A 20,622-nucleotide genomic window follows, 5' to 3' on the forward strand; every position below is an offset into this window, starting at 1 on the left:
AGCGCCGGCGGCGTGCCGCGCTGCGGCTGCGCCACCTCTGCGTGATCCTGCCGTTCGGTATCCGCCACGCCGATCGCGGCGATGCGGGCCCGAAAGGCGTCGCTCACGTCGAGGCGCGGCAAGCGGCTGACCGCGCCTCGCAAGGCAAGGATGCGCGCATGCTCGGCGGCAAGCCGGGGATCGACGGCGATGCGACGCTCCACGGCAAGGGCCGCCGCCGCATCAAGCTCGCCATCAACAAGGGCGTGGATCATCAGTCTGATACCTTCGGGATCATTGGGCAGTCCGTCGTCATGGCTGGTCATGGCGCTCTCCCCAGTTCGGATGCCAGCAGGCCGCGGGCGCGGGCCAGCCTGGACATCACCGTACCCATCGGCACGTCGAGCATGGCCGCTATCTCGCGATAGCTGAGGCCGTTAATGTCGCGCAGCACCAGCGTTTCGCGAAACGGCTGCGGCAGGGCGGCGATCGCGGCCTCCAGTGCCGCCGTGTCGGCCCTGGCGATCAGGCTCGCTTCCGGACCGTCCTCGTCCGGTAGGCTGGTGCCATGGGCCGCCGCCATGTCGTCGAGATCGCCGAGGTCGCCGACGGCCATCATGGCGCGCGGCCGATTGCGCGCCATCCAGGTGTAGGAGGTGTTGCGCACGATGGTCAGCAGCCAGGCGCGGGCATTGCCGCCAGCGTAGCCTGATATGCCGGCATGAGCCTTGATGCAGGCGTCCTGAACGACATCCTGGGCGTCGGCGGCATTGCCGGTCAGCCAGCGGGCAAGCGCCAGCGCATCGCCGAGATGCGGCAGCACTACGTCGCTGAAACGCTCCGCCAGGGCCCTGTCGCTCAAAGCAGCACCATTATCCCCTCCGGAGCGGACAGACCGTGCCGCCTCAAGATGCGACAGCGATTTCGCCTGGCTTGCAGGAGCAAAGCCCCCGGAAACGCGCAAAGTCGTCTGCCTTGCTGAAAGTGAATTCATCCGCGTCACCAGTGTCAAGCGCAATGAAAAAGAAGGGCGCCATAGACGAGGGACTGATGACGATCATGCTCGGCAGCGCATGACGGCAGCGCATGACGGCAGCTGATGTCGCAGCCGTGTCCGCTGTGCTCGCGATGATGGGGCATGCCAGTCTCCTCGACGCCAGCCGTGGCGTATGTCGAGGAGACTTGTTGAAGAGACGATTTATTCCCGCGTCGGCAAATCCGGTTGTTCACAGTCGCGTGATCAGCCGGGTGCCTTCGGCATGGCCGGTTCAACGATCAATCCGGCCAGCGCAAGACGCCTGACGAATCCTTGCGAGCGACCTTCATCGCGTCGGCCGGGCGCTCCTCTGCGGTCAGCACGGCGCGCAGCCGTTCGGCGACGATCTCCGCCTCGCCGGGGTGAAGGTTGCAGGGGTCTAGGAAGAAATGGCCGCGCTCGACCTCGTGGTTGCGCACGATGATCGGCGGCGAGCCGGCGGCAAGGACAGAGGCAAGACCGGCGGCGGTGAAGCGGCTTTCGGGCGATATGAAGATTTGCAGGCGGTCGAGCGGATTGGCGGTGGGGTCGGGAATGATGATGGCGGCGATGCCGGGCAATCCCTGCAGCGCGTCCTTCCACAGATTGAGTGCTGCCTCCTCGCGCCGGCGGATGCCGGCATGATCGCGCTTCTCCCAGGCTTCGAGTGCCGCCATGGTGCCGGCGATGCTTTCCTTGCCGACCTTCATGGCGCGCGCGACGCCGCGGTTCTGCAGATAGGCGGCCCGCACCAGGTCCTTGCGGCCGGTGACGATGCCGCTGGTCGGCCCGCTCAGGAATTTATGGCCGCTGTAGATGACGATATCGGCGCCGCGCGCCAGAAAACCGCGCAGATCATACTCGGACGCGGCGTCGACGATCACCGGCACGCCCTTGGCGTGGCAGATCTCGCAAAATTCCTCCAGCGACAGCATGCCGTATTGCACGGTGTGGTGGGCGACGACATAGAGGCCTGCGGCCGTACGCTCGTTGATCGCCTCGCGTACATGATAGTCCTGGGTCACGCTGACTGTGCCGGCTGGCACCACCCTGGCGCCGGCGACGCGGACCGACTGGTCGATCGGGGCGCCGTAATTGACGATGTGGCCGAGCTGGATGACGACCTCCGATTTGAGATCGCCGGTGTCGTCGGGCAGGCGCTCGATGGCGAGCAGGTTGGTTCCGGTCATCGCACCGGCGATCGCCATGGTGATGCCGCTGGCGCAGCAGGCGGTGATGAAGCCGGCCTCGCCGCCGGTGAGGCGTGCGACGACCGTGCTCGCGGCGCGCTGCAGATCGTCCATTTCCACCCATTGCGAGGCCATTTCGGCCATGGCGGAGATCGCTTCCGGGACGATAATGGAGGCGCCGAGCGCGGTCATGGTGCCGGAGACGTTGATGATCGGCCGCAAGCCCAGCCGCTCGCGGATGGTGGTGTTGGAGCCGGTATCGGAAGAGGTTTTCATGTGAGCTAATCCCGTGGGTGGCAGGTCAGGCGGCGATCTCGACGACCGCTTCGATTTCGACGGTGATGTTTCCAGGCAGCGAGCCGGCGCCGATCGCCGAGCGGGCATGGCCGCCGATCTTGTCGAAGACATCGGCGAATAGGTCCGAGCAGCCATTGACCACTTTCGGGTGGTCGCTGAAGGTCGGCGTCGCGTTGACGAAGCCGAGCAGCTTGACGACGCGCACGATACGGCCGAGATCGCCGGCGGCGGCATGCATGACGGCAAGCAGGTTGAGCCCGGTCAGCCGTGCATGCTGATAGGCCTGCTCGACCGTCACGTCCTCGCCCACCTTGCCGGTGCAGAGCGTGCCGTCGGCGCGCAGCGGCCCCTGGCCGGAGAGGAAGATCAGCCGCCCGCTCTCGGCATGGGTGACGAAGTTGGCGATGGGCGTCGGCGGCTCGGGCAGCGTCAGGCCGAGTTCGGCGAGCCTGATATAAGGCGTCATGGATGAAGGCTCCTTGGGCGGCTTTGGCCGCCTGAGTTTAGAAATGCGAGGCGCGGAAGCGCGCCAGGAAAGTGCGGAGGCGCTCGTTGCTGGTCTCCGCCGCGAGGATCTCCTTCGGCGGCCCGACGGCGCTGACGCCGCCATCGGCCATGAAGACGATGCGGCTCGAAGCGTCGCGGGCAAAGGCCATTTCGTGGGTCACCATCAGCATGGTCATGCCGTCCTCGGCGAGGCTCCGCACCACTGCCAGCACCTCGCCGACGAGTTCGGGATCGAGCGCGGAGGTGATCTCGTCGAGCAGCAGGATCTTCGGCTCCATGGCCACGGCGCGGGCTATGCCGACGCGCTGCTGCTGGCCGCCGGAGAGTTCGGCCGGCAGGCTGTCAGCCTTGTGGCCAAGGCCGACGCGCCCGAGCCAGTGCTCGGCGATCGATCGCGCCTCGGCATCCCTTTTTCCGCGCACCTTGGTCAGACCCAGCATGATGTTGCCGGCCGCCGTCAGGTGAGGGAAGAGGTTGAAGCTCTGGAACACCATGCCGGTCTCGGCGCGCATGGCGGCAAGATCGCGCTCGCTGCGGCGCTGGCGCGTTCCGGCCTTGCGAAAACCGACCTCCTTGCCGTCGATGCGGATCGAGCCGCTGTCGTAGCTCTCCAGGAAGTTGACGCAGCGCAGCAGCGTGGTCTTGCCGCTGCCGGAAGGGCCGATGACCGTCACCACCTCGCCGCGCTTCACCTGAAGGCTGACGGAGCGCAACACCTCGACGGCGCCGAAGGCCTTGGAGACATCGCGCACGTCGAGCAGCGCGGGACTGGCGTTTGGGGCTTCGGACATCGTTGCTATTCCCGGATGAAGGAGAAACGCCGCTCAAGCCGCCGGCTGGCGAGCGAGAGTGCGTAGTTGACCGCGAAATAGAGGAGCGCGCCCAGTATATAGAGCGGCATCGCTTCGTAGGTGCGGCCGATGACCTGGTTGATGGCCTGCATCAAATCGGTGATGCCGAGCAGCGACACCAGCGCGCTGCCCTTGACCGCGTCGGTGACGCCATTGATCCAGGGCGGCAGGAAGCGCCTGAACGCCTGCGGAAAGATGACGTAGGTGAGCCTCTGGCGAAAGGTCAACCCGATCGCCATCGCGGCTTCGGACTGTCCCTTCGGGATCGAGCCGACCGCGCCCCTGAGGTATTCGATGACCTGCGCCGTCTTGAACAGGGTGAGCGCGGACACCGCGGCCCAGAACGACGGCAGATGCAGCCCGATCGCGGGCAGGCCGTAATAGACGAAGAACATCAGCACCAGGATCGGAATACCGCGAATGGTGTCCGAGAAGATGCGCACCGCCCACCGCAAAGGAGCGGGACCATAGACCAGGCCGACGCCCAGCAGGACGCCGGCGATGAGGGACAGCACCACGACCAGCAGCGACACCCACAAGGTCACGGCGAAGCCTTCGGCAAGGAAGGGCAGTGCGTAGAGGATCTGGCTCAGCATGTCAGCGCGCCGCCCTGAATCGGCGCTCGACGAGCCGCAGCCCGAAAAGCAGCGCATAGCCGGTTACCAGATACATCGCGGTCGTGACCAGGTAGACCTCGACGATGCGGAATGTGTTGAAGTTGATCCACTGGGCGCCGAAGGTGAGTTCGGGCACCGAGATGACCGAGGCGATCGAGGTGTCCTTGAACAGCGAGATGAAAGTGTTGGAGAGCGCCGGCAGCGTGATGCGCAGCATGGTCGGCAGACGCACGTGCAACAGCCTTTGCCACGGCGTCAGGCCGATCGCCTTGCCGGCGTCGAGCTGGCCGCGCGGGACAGCCTCGAGCCCGGAGCGAAACACCTCGACCAGATAGGCGCCGCTATAGACCGACAGGGTCAATACAAACGAGGTTGGTGCGCTGTAGGCTAGGTCGACCACGGTCGGCAGGCCGTAGAAGACGAGATAGACCAGCAGGATCAGCGGCACATTGCGGATGAATTCGACATAAGCGGCGATCACCGCCCGCACCACGCGTCCGGCCGAGACGTACCAGACCGCCAGCACCAGCCCGATGACGACGCCGATGGCGATCGAGATCACGGCAAGCTCGAGGCTGAGCAGCAGGCCGCCCCAGAGCTTGTCGAAGTGCCGCCAGATCAGGTTGAAGTTAAGGGCATAGCCCATGCATCCGCCTCGGTGTGAAGGACCTCGAGTCGATTGCGGAAGGGCGACAACGCCACCCTTCCGCAATCCGGGATCAGATGACCGGGAAGCCCGGGTGACGCGCCGGCGGCTCCTGGCCGAAATAGTCCTTGAAGGCGGCGTCATAGAGCGCCGATTCATGACCGAACATGGCGATGGTGAAAGTCTGGTTGACGAAGGTCAGCCAGTCCAAATCGCCTTGCCGCAGTGCGGCGCCGTAAAGCATCGAATACCAGCTCTTGCCGGCATCGAAATACTTGTCGGGATTGCGCGAGGCGAGCCAGCGCACGGTGGACAAGTCGACCGCGGCGGCGTCGGCGCGCTTGGATTCCAGCGCCTGCAGCACGTTCGCCTGGGTGTCGATCTGCAACACCTGGGCCTGCGGCAGAGCGTAGTGGACCGAGCTTTCGGCGTCGACATTCTGCAGGATGGAAATGCGTGTCGCCGAACCACCGGCCAGCAGCTTGTCGAAGGTCTTGTTCTCGGCGGTCGGCAGGGTCAGCAAGGCAACGCCTTCGACATAGTAGGGCCGGGAGAAATTGATCAACTGCGAGCGCTGCGCCGTCATGGTCATGAACTGAATAGTAATGTCGACCTTGTTGGTGGTCACGTTGGGAATGCGCTGGGCCGGATCCTGCATGACGAACTCGACCTTGGTCGGGTCGTCGAAAAGGCCCTTGGCGAGAATGCGGCCCATGGTGATGTCCATGCCGACCAGTTCGCCGGCATCGTTCTCGAAATGCCAGGGTGCGTTGGTGCTGCCGGTCCCGACAATCAGCTTGCCTCTGTCGAGCACGGTGCGCAACAGGCTGTCGGATGCGGCCTGTGCGGCGGCCTTCCGCGCATCGACGGCTGTCAGGACGCCGGCCGTGGCAAGTCCCGCCATTCCCAATTTCAGAAAATCACGTCTTCCGGATGTGTCGTTCACGGCGACCTCCTTTCGTGTTGTGTTCCCCTATGCACAGGCCATACACGCGGCAATGATTATCACAGGTTGTCTATTACAAGAGACACATGTATCCTGTACAAGACAGATACTAGCACCGGGAATCGACAATGCAAGATGGGAGTGTTTTGGCTGCTTCGGCCGACGAGAAGGTACCGGGCTCTCGTGAAAAGGGCCTCAACCGGGTCCTGGAGATCCTGGAGTTCCTTCACACTACGCAGCGTGCGATCGGCATTGGTGATCTCGCCAAGGGCGTCAATGCGCCGCGTTCGACCACCTACACGCTGGTGCGGTCGCTGGTCGATGCCGGCCTCCTGGAAATGGCCGGTGATGGCAATCGCGTCTATTTCGGCAAGAAGCTCTACCTCTACGGAATGGACTATGTGCGCGGCAACGATTTGTTGCGGCGCGGGCGCCAGGAGGTCGATCATCTGTCGCGCGAGACGGGCGAGACCTCGGAATTGTGCATGCTGCAGAGCGGCCGCTATACGATCGTCCATTCCAGCCCTGGTAGCAGGCCGTTCCGCATCAGTTCGGCCACTGGCTTGCAGATACCGCTGCCCTGGACCGCGTCTGGCCGGCTATTGCTTGCGGGGCAGGATAGAGCCGCGGTCGAAGCCATGGTGTCTGATGACGATCTCGTGCTGCCTGACGGGCGCAAGCTGCGGCTCGACGATTTCATCGCCGACATCGCAAAGGCAGGGGTAACCGGCTACTGCGTCACCTCGGGCCTGGTCGACGCCTATACGAAATGCCTCGCCGTGCCGGTTTTTTCAGCGCCAGGCAAGGTCGAGGCGACGATGTGCCTGGTGGTTCCGATCGATACGTCGGAGGAGCGCACCGCCGATCTCATCGGCCTGCTGCGCGGCCGCGCCGCTGGGCTCTCGATCGGCGCATAGGCGGAAAGCGCCGGCGGCGCGGGCGCTCGCGTCTCAGGCGATGATGTCTGGAATGATCCTGTCTTCCAGCTTCATCAGCCGGTCCTTGAGGAACAGCTTCTTCTTTTTCATGCGCTGGATCTGCAGCGGGTCGCAATTCATGGCGATCATCGCGTTGATCGCGGCATCGAAATCGGCGTGTTCCTGCTTCAGCCGGGAAAATTCGAGGCGAGTATCGGCCTGTTCCTGATCGGACATTCTCTACCGTCTGCACGTCTGCGGCGCCCAAAACTGGGCCTGGTTGGGCGGGGGCGGCAATTTCTGCCACCGGCGCGCAGCCCATATCACATTTCACGTTGTCGTGGAATGCTACCACGCAGCATTCGACATCGCCGCTCGATGGTGGCACACTGTCATTGTGCCGTCACAGATACGACCTGCGGTGGACGTGCCTAGGCGGCTGCAATCGAGGAAACCATGAAAGGGAGAACCAATCATGTCTCTTGCATCCCATCTTGATGAGTTGCAGCGGAAACACGGCGACATCGAACGCGAAATCGATGACGCGATGAACCACCCGTCGGTTGACGACCTCGAAATCGGGAATCTCAAGCGACGCAAGCTGGCACTCAAGGATGCGATTGAGAAACTGAGGGCGCAACCAACCACGCATTGATCCTCACCTGACATAGCCGCTCACCACTGGCGGTCTTCCTTACCGGCGGCGCCAGCCGCCGGTGCAGTGATTGCGATTTTCAGCGCTGCACCATAAGCGGAAACTAATATCCTTCGGACCTATTTTGCCGACCTGGCCGCCGCCAGGTCGTGTGCTGTTCAGGTCCCGGCCGTGACCAATTGCTGCCAGTGGCGACCTGTCGCCATTGACAAGCCATCCTTGCTCCTCCACCTCATGCCGGACTTCAGCGCATCGGCCCGGCTTGTGCGTCCAGGTGGACGCATGCGCTTCAAGAGAGACGCATAGCGCTCAGAGACAAAGGCTGCCGGCATGACCGGATATTTTTCTTCTCCCTTCCCCCGCCGCACCTCGGTCGGCGTCGATGTCGGCGGCGTGGTCGTCGGCGGCGGCGCGCCGGTGGTCGTTCAGTCGATGACCAACACCGACACTGCCGATATCGACCAGACAGTCGCGCAGATCGCGGCGCTGCACCGCGCCGGCTCCGAGATCGTGCGCATCACCGTCGACCGCGACGAGAGCGCGGCCGCCGTGCCGCGCATTCACGAGCGCTTGCTGCGGCTTGGCATCAACGTGCCGCTGGTCGGCGACTTCCACTATATCGGCCACAAGTTGCTCGCCGATCATCCGGCTTGCGCCGAGGCGCTGGCCAAATACCGCATCAATCCGGGCAATGTAGGCTTCAAGGACAAGAAGGACCGGCAGTTCACCGATATCGTCGAAATGGCGATCAAGCACGACAAGCCGGTGCGTATCGGCGTCAACTGGGGTTCGCTCGACCAGGAGCTTCTCACCCGGCTGATGGACGACAACCAGGACAAGGGTTTCCCGCTGACGGCGCAGGAAGTGACGCGCGAGACGATCGTGCAGTCGGCGATCCTGTCGGCCGAGATGGCCGAAGAGATCGGCCTTGGCCCCGAAAAGATCATCCTGTCGGCCAAGGTCAGCGGCGTGCAGGACCTGATCGCCGTCTATACCGAGCTTGCCACCCGTTCCAACCACGCGCTGCATCTCGGCCTCACCGAGGCCGGCATGGGCTCCAAAGGCATCGTCGCGTCCTCCGCGGCCATGGGCATCCTCTTGCAACAAGGCATCGGCGACACCATCCGCATCTCACTTACGCCGGAGCCGAATGGTGATCGCACCCGCGAGGTGCAGGTGTCGCAGGAACTGCTGCAGACCATGGGATTCCGGCAGTTCGTGCCGATCGTCGCGGCCTGCCCCGGCTGCGGCCGCACCACCTCCACCGTGTTCCAGGAACTGGCGCAGAACATCCAGGCGGACCTGCGCAAGAACATGCCGGTGTGGCGGGAGAAATACCCGGGCGTCGAGAACCTCAAGGTCGCGGTGATGGGCTGCATCGTCAACGGTCCCGGTGAATCCAAGCATGCCGATATCGGCATTTCGCTGCCCGGCACCGGAGAAACGCCGACCGCGCCGGTCTTCGTCGACGGCAAGAAGGCGGCGACGCTGCGCGGGCCGTCGATCGCGGCGGATTTCGAGAAAATGGTCGCTGACTATATCGAGCAACGGTTTGGTCGCGGCAAGGCCGCGGCAGAGTAGGCCAGATGCGGCGTTTCCCCTGGGTGGCGCTGATTGTCCTGTGTGGTATGGCCTGGTCGACGCTTGCCCAGGCGGATCCACCGCAATCGGCCAAGCAGCGGCTGATCGACAAGGTCTGTAACCTGATCCAGGCGCATGCCGACCAGAACGGCCTGCCCCGGGATTTCTTCGCCCGCCTGATCTGGAAGGAAAGCCGGTTCGACCCCAACGCGGTGAGCCCTGTCGGCGCCGAAGGCATCGCCCAGTTCATGCCGGGCACCGCCAAGATGCGGGGGCTGGAAAATTCCTTCGACATCAACCAGGCGATTCCGGCGTCGGCTAGATATCTCGCGGAAATGAAGGCCGGCTTTGGCAATCTCGGTCTGGCGGCCGCTGCCTACAATGCCGGCGAGAGCCGGGTGTCGCGCTGGCTGAATTCTGGTGGCTTCCTGCCGATGGAGACGGAAAGCTATGTCTTCGACGTGATGGGCGAGCCGGTCGACAAGTTCACCGACCGGGCCTATGCCGGCAAAGTCGAGCCACTCGATGCCAAGCTGGATTTCGCGGTCGCCTGCCGCAAGCTGCCGGTGATCATGTCCAGAACCGTGGCGATGGCCTCGATCAATATCAAGCCATGGGGCATCCAGGTGGCGGGCAATTTCCGCCGCAGCGCCGCGATCAGCCAATGGCTCAGGGTGCGAGGCCGTTTTCCGGCTCTGCTTGCCGGGCATGATCCGGTGGTCAGCCGAGTGCGTACGCCGATCGGCCGGCGCGGCATCTACGCGGTCCGCATCGGCATCGACGACCGCGCCGCCGCCAATGTCATCTGCCAGAAACTGCAAAGCATCGGTGGCGCCTGCGTGGTGGTGCGCAACCGGTAGCCTAGGAGGGTTGGGCTGCACGGGCTCACGCCGCTTGAATGCGCCATCGTATCCAGCAACGATTTCAGCGATAGCGGCGCCGGGCCGGTGGGCTGGCCCGCCTTCGACAGCTACAGGGACAGCGATGTTCGACGCGTACATTATCTGCGGCACGCCTAGAACCGGCAGTACCTTGCTGTGCAAACTGCTGGCGGCCACCAGAACGACCGGCGATCCACACTCATTCTATCGGCGGCAGGATGTGTCGGAGTGGGCCGAAGAATGGAACCTGCCCCCTCGCGACCTGATGGGCGAGCCTGAATTCCAGCTTGCGTATCTCAATGCGGCGATCGATGCCGGCAAGGGTGGTACGGAAATCTTCGGTCTGCGCCTGATGCGAGAAAACCTGGACGAGCTTTCAGCGATCCTCGACCGGATCTTTCCGGGGCTTGCGTCGGACAAGGCGCGTTTCGAAAGGGCTTTCGGTCGCGTTCTCTATGTGCATCTGTCGCGTGAGAACAAGCTTGCGCAGGCTGTCTCCCTGGTCAAGGCGGAGCAGACCGGCCTTTGGCACGTCGCTTCCGATGGAACGGAGATCGAAAGGGTCGGATCGCCAGGAGAACCACGGTACGACTTCCAGCGTATCAGGGATGAAGTCGCCAAGCTCGAAGCATATGACGCAGCGTGGAACACATGGTTCGCCGAGCAAGACATAACGCCGCTGCGGATTGGCTACGAGTGGCTTTCAAGCAGCCCGGCGGCAACGCTGATTTCCATCTGTCAGGCCTTGGGCCTACAGCCGCCGAACGCCGGCGATGTGAAACCGGCTGTCGCGAAGCTCGCCGACGCGACAAGCCTCGACTGGATGGGCCGCTACCATCTGGACGCAACCGTCTGACGCCGGACGGAGTTCAGGCCGTCTTGGCCACCACCGTCTCGCTGAGCCAGGTGCCGATCTTGGCGCCGAGTCGATCGGGCGAAACGGGCTTGGGCAGATAGTCGTCCATGCCGGCCTCGATGCACTTGTCGCGGTCGCCCTTCAGCGCATGCGCGGTGACGCCGATGATGGGGATGTGGCCACCCGACGATGCCTCGATCGCCCGGATGGCGCGTGTCGCCTCGTAGCCGTTCATTTCCGGCATCGAGACGTCCATCAGAACCAGCCTCGGATGCAGCGACCGGTACATCTCGACCGCCGTGCGGCCATTGCCGGCGATGCGGTAGCTCAAGCCCAGCCCATTGAGGATCTGGCCGAACACCATCTGGTTCACGTCATTGTCCTCGGCGATGAGGATGTCGATCGGGATGTTCGGCGCGGCATTCGATTCCGGCATTGCCGCGATCGGCATGGCGGGGCCGCGGATAACCGTGAAGGCCGGCGGCGCCGGCTGAGGCACCGGTTGGATCGGTTCGCGAATGAAGTGCGCCTTGCCGACCTGCGAACNCTGCGAACGCGCCTTCTGGATGACCGAGATGACGGTGCCGAGCAGGACCGCCGAGCGCGCCGGCTTGGTCAGATGCGCCGATATGCCGAAGTCGATGATCATCTTGCCGAAATCGACCTGGTCGACCGAGGTCAGGATAACGACCGGGATGGTGGACAGCCGGCTGTCGGCGGCGATGGCCCGGGCGACATCGGCGCCGTTCATGCCGGGCATCTGATAATCGAGGATGATGCAGTCGACGCTGGCGCCGAGCTGGCAGGCGCGATCGAGGAAGGCGAGACCAACCGCGCCGCTTTCGGCGGCGGCGCAGTCGAAGCTCCAGCTTCTGAGCTGTTCGAGCAGGATCTCGCGGTTGACCGGATTGTCATCGATGACCAGCACACGCGCACCGGTGACGTCGACCGGCACGATGGCGTCGCGCGCCTCGGCGCGGTGGACCGGCAGCGGCACGGCGAACCAGAAGACGGAGCCGCGGCCGATCTCGCTCTCGACGCCGATCTTGCCGGCCATCAGGTCGACGAGACGGGCGGCGATGGCGAGCCCAAGGCCGGTGCCTTCGTGACGGCGGGTCGACGAGCCATCGACCTGGGCGAACTTCTCGAACACGTTCTGCAATTTCTCGGCCGGGATGCCGATGCCGGTGTCCTCGACGCGCAGCTTGAGCTGGACGACGTCGTTGACGGTTTCGCCGCCGACATCGATCAGCACATGGCCCTTCTCGGTGAATTTCACCGCATTGCCGACCAGGTTGGTGACGATTTGCCGGAAGCGGCCGGCGTCGCCGACCACATAGGCCGGCAGCCTGGGGTCGACGCGCACGATAAGTTCCAGGTTCTTCTCGGCGACACGCGCCGAGACAAGCGTCGCCACATCCTCCACCGCTTCCGAGAGGCGGAAGGGGGCTGGGTCGAGCGTCAACTGCCCGGCATTGATCTTCGAGAAGTCGAGGATGTCGTTGATGATGGTGAGCAGCGCGTTGCCCGACTTGACGATAACGTCGGTGAACGTCTTCTGGCGCGGGTTGAGCTCGGTCTTGGCCAGCAATTCGGCCATGCCGAGCACGCCGTTCATCGGTGTGCGGATCTCGTGGCTCATATTGGCCAGGAATTCCGACTTGGCACGATCGGCGGCCTCTGCCTTGAACAAGGATTCGGCAGACTGGGCGAAGGCGCGACGGATTGCCTGTTCCATCGGCCGGAAGATCCAGAAAGCGACGATGCCCAGGACGGCAAACAACAGGCCGCTGGCCCACAAAAGCAGCCGGTCGCTAGAGGCATCCGCCTGATGGCGTTCGTCGTCCATCGCGGTGCGGACACGCACCAGCATGGGCTGAACGAACAGGTCGTTCTGGTTGCGGATCTCGCGAGGGCTCCATTCATCGGTCTTTTGCGCCACCGACATCAGGTTGAAGTTGCGGACCATGTCTCGCGGCGACCAGAACAGGTCGCCATTGACCGAAGCGGCTGCGAGCTCGCTGACGGTCTTGGCCGACAGGCGCGGGCGGATCGCGGCGAGCTGGGCGGTCAACGTCTCGATCTCGCCGGTCAGCCGCTCGGAATGGTCTCGCGCCGAAGCCGTCAGCGCATCGCGCGTCTCGATCCGCCAGGCGGAACTGGTTGTCTCGGCGAAGCTGGTGGCGTTGCGCAGATCGCGGGTAAAAATGACGAGATTGCTGCTCAGCGCATCGATTTCATGGCGCAAGGAATTGACGCGATTGAGCGAAACCATGATGGCGGCTGAAGCCAGCGCGAAAACCAACAATCCTGAAAGATAACGTATCCGGACGGACCGGATGAAGGAAGAATATTCCGGCATGCGCAACCCCAACACATACGCATCATTCTAAGGATCGGGATTACGCTTCAGTTACATTAAGATTTCGTTGGCACAACCGCAGGTGCACCGCGCAACCCATATGAGCCTGCCGTCAGCTGTTACGGGTTGCGACGAAGATCGCCGCGGCCTTTAGCAGGGCGGCATTTTCGCCATAGGGTTCGAGCAGCGCGTGCGCCTGGCCGACGAGGCCGTCGAGCTGCTTGCGTGCCCAATCCGCGCCGTGCAAGGCCACCAGCGTACCCTTGCCCGCGGCGGCATCCTTGCCGGTCGCCTTGCCCATCTGCTTGGCGTCGGCCGTCAGATCCAGCAAGTCGTCGGCCAGTTGGAAGGCTAGGCCGATCGCCGAACCGAACTCGGCAAGCCTTTCCAGGTCATCCGGCTGTGCGCCGGCCAGGATCGCACCCGCCTCGCAGGCGAAGCGGATCAGTGCGCCGGTCTTCATCGCCTGCAACGTTATGATGCCGGCCTCGTCCGGTCGCACCTGTTCGGCTTCGAGGTCCAGTTTCTGGCCGCCGACCATGCCACCGGCCCCGGCGGCGCGGGCGAGCGCCAGCACCAGGGCCGCGCGGCGCCCCGCCGGCAGCGTCGTCGCTTCGCCGGCGATGATGTCGAAGGCCAGAGTCAATAAGGCGTCGCCGGCCAGGATGGCAGTGGCTTCGTCAAAGGCCTTGTGCACGGTCGGCTGGCCGCGGCGCAGGTCATCATCGTCCATGGCCGGCAGGTCATCGTGGATCAGCGAATAGCAATGCACGCATTCGAGCGCCGCCGCGACACGCAACGCCGCTTCGCCATCGGCGGAAAACAGGGCGGCACTTTCCATGACCAGGAAGGGGCGCAGGCGCTTGCCGCCGTTCAACACGCCATGGCGCATCGCCGCCATCAGACGATCGGGCCGCGCGATCTCGCCCGAAAGCGGTCGGTCGTCGAGCAAGCGGCGCAGCATCACCTCGACGGCGGCCGCGCGCCTAATGAGCGCCATTTCGAACGCCATTTCGTCGTCATTCGTCATGGCCGGGACCGGTAGCCGACACTCAGACGTTGCGCAAGAAGGCAAGCGCCATTATGCCGGGGCAGTAAGAGCCCGTTTGGAAACTCATCTCCTGCGGTCATCTGAAGGTGTTTCCGCGCTTCCGGTGTTCACGTACTCGAATGTACGCTCCGCTCCGGTTCTCGAAAACAGCGTCACATGACCGTCACATGACTGACAGGAGCCAGTTTCAAAACGAGTTCTCTGGCATGGGTTGGGCGGCTTGGCGGAACCGATCGTCGATCATGAGACCGAAAAGCTGGACATGGCGACGAGATCGCGAGGCGTGAGCCGCCGCAGTCTCAGGCGCTGGGTCCGGCGCGGCATCGTCGTGGCCGCCGTGCTGGCGCTTATCCCGGTGGTGCTGACCTTTCTCTACCTACCGTTCTTCGTGCATCCTGTGTCGACGCTGATGCTGAAGGACCTTGCGACATTCTCCGGCTACGACCGGCGCTGGGTGTCGATCGATGACGTCGCGCCTGTGCTCGCCCATTCCGTCATCATGTCGGAGGACGGGCAGTTCTGCTTTCACCGCGGCGTCGACCTCGGCGAACTCAGGGGGGTCGTCGACGATGCGCTGGCCGGCGAGGCGACGCGTGGTGCCTCGACCATCACCATGCAGACGGTGAAGAACCTCTTCCTGTGGTCGCGGCCGCTGGGCTTTGTGCGCAAGGTCATCGAACTGCCGCTGGCCGTCTATTTCGACGCGGTGATGTCGAAGCGGCGCATTATGGAGATCTACCTCAACATCGCCGAGTGGGGACCCGGCATCTACGGCATCGAGGCGGCGGCGCAGCACCATTTCGGCATTTCGGCAAAGCAGCTGTCCAGACGGCAGGCGGCCCTTCTCGCCGTCACGCTGCCCAATCCGATCGCCCGCAATCCCGCAAAACCAGGGCCGGGTTTGAGAAGGCTCGCCAATCTGATCGAGCGGCGCGCCGGCCGCTCCGGCGCCTATGTCGGCTGCCTAGACTAGCCGGTATAAAAAAGATTCACCGCGGTGCTGGCCAAAACGGTGTCAGGCGTGTATAGGCACCCGACTTTCTCAGATTTAGGCCCCGACATGGCCCTTTCACGAGGGCGGGCGGGGCTTTTGACCATGTAGTGGAGCACATCCATGGCCGTTCCGAAACGCAAAACCTCTCCGTCCAAGCGCGGCATGCGCCGCTCGGCCGACGCCCTCAAGGCCCCGACCTATGTCGAGGACAAGAACTCCGGCGAAATGCGCCGCCCGCACCACATCGACCTGAAGACCGGCATGTATCGCGGTCGCCAGGTGCTGACGCCCAAGGAAAGCTGAGACCAGCTTTTCCGAAGGCTAGACTATGTACAAAAGACCGGCGTTTGGCCGGTCTTTTGCGTTTGGCCTCGCCGTGCGCGCCGGCTACTTCAAGCGCTGAGTTTTCGTCTCTCGTTTTTCATGTCGGCCGGGCAACCGGCTGACATGGTTATTGCATCCGGTATTCGACCGTGTTTGCGGCCGTGCACGAAAAATCTTGACGCCGTGCCTGTGGGGCATTCTACAGAAGGTGCCCCCATATGGAGACGCCAGATGTTCGGTGCCGTCCCGCTTTTGATCGTGCCTTTCGTGCTCTACAATCTCGGCCTGCTCGGTATATTCGGCGGCGGCGACGATCCGTGGGCGAGCGAGATGTTCTCGTTCCGCATGATGTCGGGCGGGGTGTTCTCGATGACGCTCGGCGACCTGATCGTGCTGATCGGGCTGATTTTTCTCTTCCTTGAAATGGTGAAGTCGGCGCGCACAACCACCGCCTCGATCATGGACCATCTGTTGTCGACGCTTGTCTTCGTTGCCTTCCTGGTCGAGTTCCTGCTGGTGAAGGGTGCCGCGCACTCCATCTTCTTCACGCTGATGATCATCGCGCTGTTCGACGTGCTGGCCGGGTTCGCGGTGTCGATGCGGTCGGCCAGCCGCGACATCAATTTGAATTAGACCGGAGCCTCAGCCCGGATCGGCGGTGAAGCCGGCGGCTTCGATGCCGGCAATCGCGGCCGCCTCGTCATTGTCCGACGTGTCGCCGGAAATGCCTACAGCGCCGACGACACTCCCTGCCTTGTCGCGGATCAGCACGCCGCCGACGACCGGCAGCACGCGTCCCCCCGAAACGTCGGAAATGCCGGCAACCAGATGCGGGCGCTCCTTGGCGAAGGCCTCGACCTTGCGCGAGCCCATGCCGATCGCCAGCGCGCCATAAGCCTTGCCGGCCGACATTTGCGGGCGCAGGAACGAGGCTCCGTCCTGGCGCTGGAAGGCGACCAGGTGCCCGCCAGCGTCGAGCACCGAGACGCCGAGCGGCTTGAGGTTGAGATCGGCGCCCCTGGCGAAGGCGGCATTTATGATCTCGACGGCTTTTTCGAGCGACAGCGCGGTCATGGCAATCTCCTGTTGAACAGCCCAATCATCTGCCAGCCGGACCAGGCAATCCCGCTTTCGGTTGAAATTGCTTCCTGCGAAGCAGCGGGATTAAAGGCGCGCCTGTCGGATGCGTCACGACCGCTCGATCCAGGACGAGGCATTGGCAGAGAGACGGGGTTATTTTTTCTTGGCGCGAGCCGGCTTCTTGGCAGGTGCAGCAGGCGCGTTGGCTAGATCTTCGGCTTCCTTCGCCAGCCGCAGCGCCCGCAGCTTGTCGGTCTTGGCCTTGCGGGCATCGCTCTCAGCGACGTATTCGGCCATGGCTTTCTGCCGGACCGTCGCCGCCTCTTCCTGCTTCTTGAAGCGCAGATCGGCACGCGCGCGGGCAGTGTCCCTAGAGTTCTCAACCAAGAGTCTATCCTATCCCGTGAAGTGTGATTTCCATCCTTTGTAGCAGAGCCGGCCTTTCAACGGGGAAAATAGTTGGTCAGGCAGCCGGGCTGGTGTTGCGGGCCTTTTCGGTAACCACCGCTTCATAGGCGGCCTGCAGCGTCGCGCGGACGGAGGAGCCGGGCGCAGTATCGAGGGGTGTGCCGAGATGCTCATGGCGCAATTCGTCCATGAATTTCTCCCACATTGGAGGGCCGCCCTTTTCCAGGAGTTCGGCACGGATCGAGAGTTCCTCGCTGGTCGGCAGCCAGACGCGGCCCCAGGCGCCGAGATGGGCGAGGATGGGCACCAGCGTGATGGCCATCTCGGTCAGGCTGTAGATCGCCTTCTGCTTGTGGCTGGGGTCGTCCGCCTTGGTCAGCATGCCGAGCTCCATCAGCCGCTTCAAACGGTCGGCGAGGATGTTGGAGGCAATGCCTTCCATCGACCCGTTGAGCAGCTCGCGAAAATGGCGCCTGCCGCCAAAAATCATGTCGCGCAGGATGATCAGGCTCCAGCGGTCGCCGAACACCTCGAGCGAAAGGTTGATCGGGCAGCCGGACCGGCGATCGAGGGTCATCCGATTTTCTCCGCAAAACCGGTTGCATTATCGTATCGGTTTTAATATCGTGCAACCGATTGCAAAATGCAATCAGTTTAGGAGGCCATGAAATGACGAGCAATGATCGTCCCGAGATCGTATCCGAAGCCTTTGGCGATCGGGCCGATCCCGCCCTGCTGCTGATCATGGGCGCGATGGCCTCGATGCTGTGGTGGCCGGAGGCGTTTTGCCGGAAGCTCGCGGATGCCGGCCTTTACGTGATCCGCTACGACAATCGCGATACCGGCCGGTCGACCAAATATCCGGTGGGGCAGCCGCCCTACACTTTCGACGACATGGCTGACGACGCGATAGCCGTTCTCGACAGCCATGGCATCGGCAATGCGCATGTCGCGGGCATGTCGATGGGCGGCATGATCGCGCAGCTTGTCGCGCTCCGGCACCCTTCGCGCGTCGCTTCGCTGACCGTGATCAGCAGTTCGCCCCTGGGCACCGACACTTCGCATCTGCCGCAAACGACCGACGCCTATATGGAGCATTCGGCCTATGGGGCCAAAGTCGACTGGGCGGACCGCCGCCAAGTCATCGACTTCATGGTCAGCGATGCACGCGCGATCGCCAGCACCGCGCATCTGTTCGACGAGACCGGGATGAGGGCATTCATCGAGCGGGATTATACCAGGTCCGGCGGCTTGCTCAGCGCCACCAATCATTTCATGCTCAACGGCAATGACCGATGGAAGGGTCGTCTGCACGAACTGGCGGCGCCGCTTCTTGTCATCCACGGCACGTCGGATCCGATCTTTCCGGTCGAGCATGGCGAGGCCTTGGCCCAAGCTGTTGCCGGCGCGAAACTCATTCGTGTCGAAGGCGGCGGTCACGAACTGCATCCGGATGACTGGCCTGATTTTGAAGCTGCCATCATCGAGCATGTTCGATCCAGCTGAGACCTCGCGGGCGGGCCTTGACGAGCGAGGCCTGCCGCAATAGTTAAGTAGATGCTTCAGTGTTGCCGCGGAACAGATGAGCACAAGAATGTCCCTGACGCTGCATTTCCATCCGCTGGCCTCCTTCTGCTGGAAGCCGCTGATCGCACTCTATGAGAACGCCACGCCATTTGCGTCTGTCATCGTCGATCTAGGCGATGAGCAATCGCGCGCGGCCTTTCTGAAGGTTTCGCCGACCGGCAAGATGCCGGCGCTGCGCGACGACGCGCGTGACCGGACGGTGCTGGAATCGACCATCGTCGTGGAATATCTGGCCGCGCACTATCCGGGACCGGCCGAACTCATTCCAGCCGACGTCGACCTGGCGCTGGCCGTCCGCCAGGCCGACCGCTTCTATGATTTCTATGTGCAGGAGCCGATGCAGAAGATCGTCGGTGACAGGTTGCGGCCCCTCGACAACACCGATCCATTCGGTGTCGAACAGGCGCGGAGCCAGTTGCGCAATTCCTACGCCATCATCGAACGGGAGATGCAGTCGAGCGAATGGGCTGTGGGCGATGCCTTCACCATGGCCGATTGCGCGGCGTCTCCGGCGCTCTTCTATGCCAACAAGGTCGAACCGTTCGGCGATAGGTATCCCGCCGTGAAGCGCTATCACGACCGCCTGCTGCGGCGCGCCGCCTTCGCCAGGGTGATCGAGGAGGCGCAGCCTTACTTCAAGTTCTTTCCCTACAACAACGGCTGATCGCAATGTTGCACGATCCCGCCCAACTCGACCTGATGTTCCAGGCGCTCGCCGATCCGGCGCGGCGGCAGATGGTCGACCGGCTATCACGCGGCCCGGCGTCGGTGAGCCAGTTGGCCGAGCCGCTGGCGATGTCGCTGTCGGCGGTGATCCAGCACCTCAATCTCCTGGAGGCGAGCGGCCTCGTGCGCACGCAAAAGGTGGGACGGGTGCGCACCTGCCAGATCGAGCCGAAGGCACTGCGCGCGGCCGAGCACTGGATCAACGAGCGGCGTCTCTCATGGGAACGCCGGCTGGATAGGCTCGGCGACTTTCTTGCGGAGAAATGAAGAGGAGCATGCCATGTCAAAGAGAAAATCCGATCTGGTCCGCGGCTATTTCGCGGCCTTTCAGGCCGGCGACCGCGCCGTCATGGAGGCGGCCCTGGCCGACGATTTCACCTTCACCAGCCCCTATGACGACGCCATCGATCGCAAGGCCTATTTCGCGCGCTGCTGGCCGAACGGCAAGCTGTTCCGGTCGATGACGATCGAGCGGATCTGCGAAGACGGCAATGACGTATTCGTTCGATACAGCTGCGAGACGCTTGAAGGAAAGACCTTTCGCAACACCGAACTGCATTCGTTTCGGGGCGACGAGTTGCGCAGCGTCGAGGTCTATTTCGGCGCGAGCTATCGCGGTGGCACCTTCATTCCGCAGAATCCATCAAGCTGACCAACGAGGACCCAACCGTGACCGAACGTTCCGTCGTTCATTCCACTTTTGTCATCGAGCGCTTCTATCCGGCCGCGCCGGCGAAAGTCTTCTTCGCGCTTAGCAACCCTGATGCCAAGCGACGATGGTTCACCGATCCAGACAATCCCATGCCTGGCCGCTTCGAGATGGACTTTCGCGTCGGCGGCAAGGAGATCAACGCTGGTGGACCAAAGGATGGGCCGATCCATGTCTACACCGCCACCTATCAGGATATCGTGCAGGATCAGCGCATCGTCTACAGCTACGACATGCTGTTCGGCGATATCAGAATTTCGGTGTCGCTGGCCACGATCGAACTTTTTGCCGAGGACAAGGGCACGCGCCTGGTGCTGACCGAGCAGGGCGCTTTCCTCGATGGCCATGACACGTCCGACACACGCGAGCATGGGACCAGGGTGTTGCTCGATCTGCTCGGCAAGTTTTTGCGGATGGAAACCTAAATATTGTGGCTGCCGATC

The 20,622-nt window shown here is 63.1% G+C and carries 26 protein-coding genes and 1 pseudogene; 13 read left to right on the forward strand and 14 right to left on the reverse strand.

Features of this window, described 5'->3' with window-relative positions; translation table 11 throughout:
* From X739_RS141730 to X739_RS141690, 8 genes and pseudogenes are all read right to left on the reverse strand, one after another.
* Window positions 1–305, reverse strand: a pseudogene (locus X739_RS141730) (anti-sigma factor); the annotation flags it as partial.
* The gene (locus X739_RS141725; protein ID WP_023795674.1) at window positions 302–841 is read right to left on the reverse strand and encodes a sigma-70 family RNA polymerase sigma factor; all 540 of its coding nucleotides are present in this window, start codon (window positions 839–841) and stop codon (window positions 302–304) included. The gene X739_RS141725 and the pseudogene X739_RS141730, both read right to left, overlap by 4 nt.
* A 413-nt stretch (window positions 842–1,254) precedes the next feature.
* Window positions 1,255–2,460: an aminotransferase class V-fold PLP-dependent enzyme gene (locus tag X739_RS141715; RefSeq protein WP_031252306.1), complete on the reverse strand. Its 1,206-nt coding sequence runs from the start codon at window positions 2,458–2,460 to the stop codon at window positions 1,255–1,257.
* 25 nt (window positions 2,461–2,485) lie between these two features.
* Window positions 2,486–2,947, reverse strand: coding sequence for a RidA family protein (locus tag X739_RS141710; RefSeq protein ID WP_023773951.1), 462 nt, complete (start codon window positions 2,945–2,947; stop codon window positions 2,486–2,488).
* Window positions 2,948–2,984: 37 nt separating this feature from the next.
* Window positions 2,985–3,779, reverse strand: coding sequence for an amino acid ABC transporter ATP-binding protein (locus X739_RS141705; RefSeq protein ID WP_023795677.1), 795 nt, complete (start codon window positions 3,777–3,779; stop codon window positions 2,985–2,987).
* Between the two features lie 5 nt (window positions 3,780–3,784).
* Window positions 3,785–4,435, reverse strand: a complete 651-nt coding sequence (locus tag X739_RS141700; RefSeq protein WP_023773953.1) for an amino acid ABC transporter permease — start codon at window positions 4,433–4,435, stop codon at window positions 3,785–3,787.
* A gap of 1 nt (window position 4,436) precedes the next feature.
* Window positions 4,437–5,102, reverse strand: a complete 666-nt coding sequence (locus X739_RS141695; protein WP_015315334.1) for an amino acid ABC transporter permease — start codon at window positions 5,100–5,102, stop codon at window positions 4,437–4,439.
* Between the two features lie 73 nt (window positions 5,103–5,175).
* Window positions 5,176–6,006, reverse strand: a complete 831-nt coding sequence (locus tag X739_RS141690; protein ID WP_198019231.1) for a transporter substrate-binding domain-containing protein — start codon at window positions 6,004–6,006, stop codon at window positions 5,176–5,178.
* Window positions 6,007–6,176: 170 nt separating this feature from the next.
* On the opposite strand from X739_RS141690, the gene X739_RS141685 reads away from it, so the two are divergent.
* Window positions 6,177–6,965, forward strand: a complete 789-nt coding sequence (locus X739_RS141685) for an IclR family transcriptional regulator (protein WP_023773955.1) — start codon at window positions 6,177–6,179, stop codon at window positions 6,963–6,965.
* Window positions 6,966–6,998: 33 nt separating this feature from the next.
* On the opposite strand, the gene X739_RS141680 is transcribed toward X739_RS141685, so the two are convergent.
* Window positions 6,999–7,202, reverse strand: coding sequence for a YdcH family protein (locus X739_RS141680; protein WP_015315337.1), 204 nt, complete (start codon window positions 7,200–7,202; stop codon window positions 6,999–7,001).
* Window positions 7,203–7,440: 238 nt separating this feature from the next.
* Here X739_RS141680 and X739_RS141675 point away from each other — a divergent pair, with 238 nt between their 5' ends.
* From X739_RS141675 to X739_RS141660, 4 genes are all read left to right on the forward strand, one after another.
* Complete coding sequence (locus X739_RS141675; RefSeq protein WP_015315338.1) at window positions 7,441–7,620, forward strand: YdcH family protein; 180 nt, start codon at window positions 7,441–7,443, stop codon at window positions 7,618–7,620.
* 330 nt (window positions 7,621–7,950) lie between these two features.
* A complete protein-coding gene (gene ispG / locus X739_RS141670) occupies window positions 7,951–9,201 on the forward strand; it encodes a flavodoxin-dependent (E)-4-hydroxy-3-methylbut-2-enyl-diphosphate synthase (RefSeq protein ID WP_023795678.1) in 1,251 nt (416 codons plus the stop codon).
* Window positions 9,202–9,206: 5 nt separating this feature from the next.
* Complete coding sequence (locus X739_RS141665) at window positions 9,207–10,061, forward strand: lytic transglycosylase domain-containing protein (protein WP_023795679.1); 855 nt, start codon at window positions 9,207–9,209, stop codon at window positions 10,059–10,061.
* A complete protein-coding gene (locus X739_RS141660) occupies window positions 10,030–10,938 on the forward strand; it encodes a Stf0 family sulfotransferase (RefSeq protein ID WP_245273938.1) in 909 nt (302 codons plus the stop codon). The genes X739_RS141665 and X739_RS141660 overlap by 32 nt, the downstream gene beginning before the upstream one ends.
* 13 nt (window positions 10,939–10,951) lie before the next feature.
* Here X739_RS141660 and X739_RS141655 read toward each other — a convergent pair whose 3' ends face one another.
* Window positions 10,952–13,300 (reverse strand): response regulator, encoded by a 2,349-nt coding sequence (locus tag X739_RS141655; protein WP_023795680.1) that lies wholly within the window; start codon window positions 13,298–13,300, stop codon window positions 10,952–10,954.
* A gap of 112 nt (window positions 13,301–13,412) precedes the next feature.
* Window positions 13,413–14,330: a polyprenyl synthetase family protein gene (locus X739_RS141650; RefSeq protein WP_023773960.1), complete on the reverse strand. Its 918-nt coding sequence runs from the start codon at window positions 14,328–14,330 to the stop codon at window positions 13,413–13,415.
* A gap of 232 nt (window positions 14,331–14,562) precedes the next feature.
* Between X739_RS141650 and X739_RS141645 the strand changes: the two genes are divergently transcribed.
* From X739_RS141645 to X739_RS141635, 3 genes are all read left to right on the forward strand, one after another.
* Window positions 14,563–15,324, forward strand: a complete 762-nt coding sequence (locus X739_RS141645; protein WP_031252307.1) for a transglycosylase domain-containing protein — start codon at window positions 14,563–14,565, stop codon at window positions 15,322–15,324.
* A 141-nt stretch (window positions 15,325–15,465) separates the two neighbouring features.
* Window positions 15,466–15,648: a 50S ribosomal protein L32 gene (gene rpmF, locus X739_RS141640; protein ID WP_008834724.1), complete on the forward strand. Its 183-nt coding sequence runs from the start codon at window positions 15,466–15,468 to the stop codon at window positions 15,646–15,648.
* Window positions 15,649–15,900: 252 nt separating this feature from the next.
* Window positions 15,901–16,302, forward strand: coding sequence for a hypothetical protein (locus X739_RS141635; RefSeq protein WP_023773963.1), 402 nt, complete (start codon window positions 15,901–15,903; stop codon window positions 16,300–16,302).
* A 9-nt stretch (window positions 16,303–16,311) separates the two neighbouring features.
* On the opposite strand, the gene X739_RS141630 is transcribed toward X739_RS141635, so the two are convergent.
* The 3 genes from X739_RS141630 to X739_RS141620 form a co-directional block, all read right to left on the reverse strand.
* Window positions 16,312–16,743: a heme-binding protein gene (locus X739_RS141630; protein WP_023773964.1), complete on the reverse strand. Its 432-nt coding sequence runs from the start codon at window positions 16,741–16,743 to the stop codon at window positions 16,312–16,314.
* Between the two features lie 159 nt (window positions 16,744–16,902).
* Window positions 16,903–17,136 carry a hypothetical protein gene (locus tag X739_RS141625; RefSeq protein ID WP_023773965.1) on the reverse strand — a complete coding sequence of 78 codons (234 nt, stop codon included), beginning with the start codon at window positions 17,134–17,136 and terminating at the stop codon, window positions 16,903–16,905.
* A 76-nt stretch (window positions 17,137–17,212) separates the two neighbouring features.
* A complete protein-coding gene (locus X739_RS141620; RefSeq protein ID WP_023773966.1) occupies window positions 17,213–17,734 on the reverse strand; it encodes a helix-turn-helix domain-containing protein in 522 nt (173 codons plus the stop codon).
* Between the two features lie 92 nt (window positions 17,735–17,826).
* Here X739_RS141620 and X739_RS141615 point away from each other — a divergent pair, with 92 nt between their 5' ends.
* The 5 genes from X739_RS141615 (at window position 17,827) to X739_RS141600 (ending at window position 20,604) form a co-directional block, all read left to right on the forward strand.
* Window positions 17,827–18,663, forward strand: coding sequence for an alpha/beta hydrolase (locus X739_RS141615; RefSeq protein ID WP_023773967.1), 837 nt, complete (start codon window positions 17,827–17,829; stop codon window positions 18,661–18,663).
* Between the two features lie 88 nt (window positions 18,664–18,751).
* Window positions 18,752–19,408: a glutathione S-transferase family protein gene (locus tag X739_RS141610; protein ID WP_023773968.1), complete on the forward strand. Its 657-nt coding sequence runs from the start codon at window positions 18,752–18,754 to the stop codon at window positions 19,406–19,408.
* Window positions 19,409–19,413: 5 nt separating this feature from the next.
* Window positions 19,414–19,737, forward strand: a complete 324-nt coding sequence (locus tag X739_RS0135250) for a metalloregulator ArsR/SmtB family transcription factor (RefSeq protein ID WP_031241517.1) — start codon at window positions 19,414–19,416, stop codon at window positions 19,735–19,737.
* Between the two features lie 13 nt (window positions 19,738–19,750).
* The gene (locus X739_RS141605) at window positions 19,751–20,122 is read left to right on the forward strand and encodes a nuclear transport factor 2 family protein (RefSeq protein WP_023784530.1); all 372 of its coding nucleotides are present in this window, start codon (window positions 19,751–19,753) and stop codon (window positions 20,120–20,122) included.
* A 17-nt stretch (window positions 20,123–20,139) separates the two neighbouring features.
* A complete protein-coding gene (locus X739_RS141600) occupies window positions 20,140–20,604 on the forward strand; it encodes an SRPBCC family protein (RefSeq protein ID WP_023795682.1) in 465 nt (154 codons plus the stop codon).
* Window positions 20,605–20,622: the final 18 nt, after the last annotated feature.

It is taken from the genome of Mesorhizobium sp. LNHC209A00 (genome assembly GCF_000502915.1).
In the GTDB taxonomy this organism is placed as follows: Bacteria; Pseudomonadota; Alphaproteobacteria; order Rhizobiales; family Rhizobiaceae; genus Mesorhizobium.

Coding starts and splice junctions, on each gene's coding strand:
- X739_RS141715 (WP_031252306.1), bottom strand. CDS start 2,460: ATGAAAACCTCTTCCGATACCGGCTCCAACACCACCATCCGCGAGCGG.
- X739_RS141710 (WP_023773951.1), bottom strand. CDS start 2,947: ATGACGCCTTATATCAGGCTCGCCGAACTCGGCCTGACGCTGCCCGAG.
- X739_RS141705 (WP_023795677.1), bottom strand. CDS start 3,779: ATGTCCGAAGCCCCAAACGCCAGTCCCGCGCTGCTCGACGTGCGCGAT.
- X739_RS141700 (WP_023773953.1), bottom strand. CDS start 4,435: ATGCTGAGCCAGATCCTCTACGCACTGCCCTTCCTTGCCGAAGGCTTC.
- X739_RS141695 (WP_015315334.1), bottom strand. CDS start 5,102: ATGGGCTATGCCCTTAACTTCAACCTGATCTGGCGGCACTTCGACAAG.
- X739_RS141690 (WP_198019231.1), bottom strand. CDS start 6,006: ATGGCGGGACTTGCCACGGCCGGCGTCCTGACAGCCGTCGATGCGCGG.
- X739_RS141685 (WP_023773955.1), top strand. CDS start 6,177: ATGCAAGATGGGAGTGTTTTGGCTGCTTCGGCCGACGAGAAGGTACCG.
- X739_RS141680 (WP_015315337.1), bottom strand. CDS start 7,202: ATGTCCGATCAGGAACAGGCCGATACTCGCCTCGAATTTTCCCGGCTG.
- X739_RS141675 (WP_015315338.1), top strand. CDS start 7,441: ATGTCTCTTGCATCCCATCTTGATGAGTTGCAGCGGAAACACGGCGAC.
- ispG (WP_023795678.1), top strand. CDS start 7,951: ATGACCGGATATTTTTCTTCTCCCTTCCCCCGCCGCACCTCGGTCGGC.
- X739_RS141665 (WP_023795679.1), top strand. CDS start 9,207: ATGCGGCGTTTCCCCTGGGTGGCGCTGATTGTCCTGTGTGGTATGGCC.
- X739_RS141650 (WP_023773960.1), bottom strand. CDS start 14,330: ATGACGAATGACGACGAAATGGCGTTCGAAATGGCGCTCATTAGGCGC.
- rpmF (WP_008834724.1), top strand. CDS start 15,466: ATGGCCGTTCCGAAACGCAAAACCTCTCCGTCCAAGCGCGGCATGCGC.
- X739_RS141635 (WP_023773963.1), top strand. CDS start 15,901: ATGTTCGGTGCCGTCCCGCTTTTGATCGTGCCTTTCGTGCTCTACAAT.
- X739_RS141630 (WP_023773964.1), bottom strand. CDS start 16,743: ATGACCGCGCTGTCGCTCGAAAAAGCCGTCGAGATCATAAATGCCGCC.
- X739_RS141620 (WP_023773966.1), bottom strand. CDS start 17,734: ATGACCCTCGATCGCCGGTCCGGCTGCCCGATCAACCTTTCGCTCGAG.
- X739_RS141615 (WP_023773967.1), top strand. CDS start 17,827: ATGACGAGCAATGATCGTCCCGAGATCGTATCCGAAGCCTTTGGCGAT.
- X739_RS141610 (WP_023773968.1), top strand. CDS start 18,752: ATGTCCCTGACGCTGCATTTCCATCCGCTGGCCTCCTTCTGCTGGAAG.
- X739_RS0135250 (WP_031241517.1), top strand. CDS start 19,414: ATGTTGCACGATCCCGCCCAACTCGACCTGATGTTCCAGGCGCTCGCC.
- X739_RS141605 (WP_023784530.1), top strand. CDS start 19,751: ATGTCAAAGAGAAAATCCGATCTGGTCCGCGGCTATTTCGCGGCCTTT.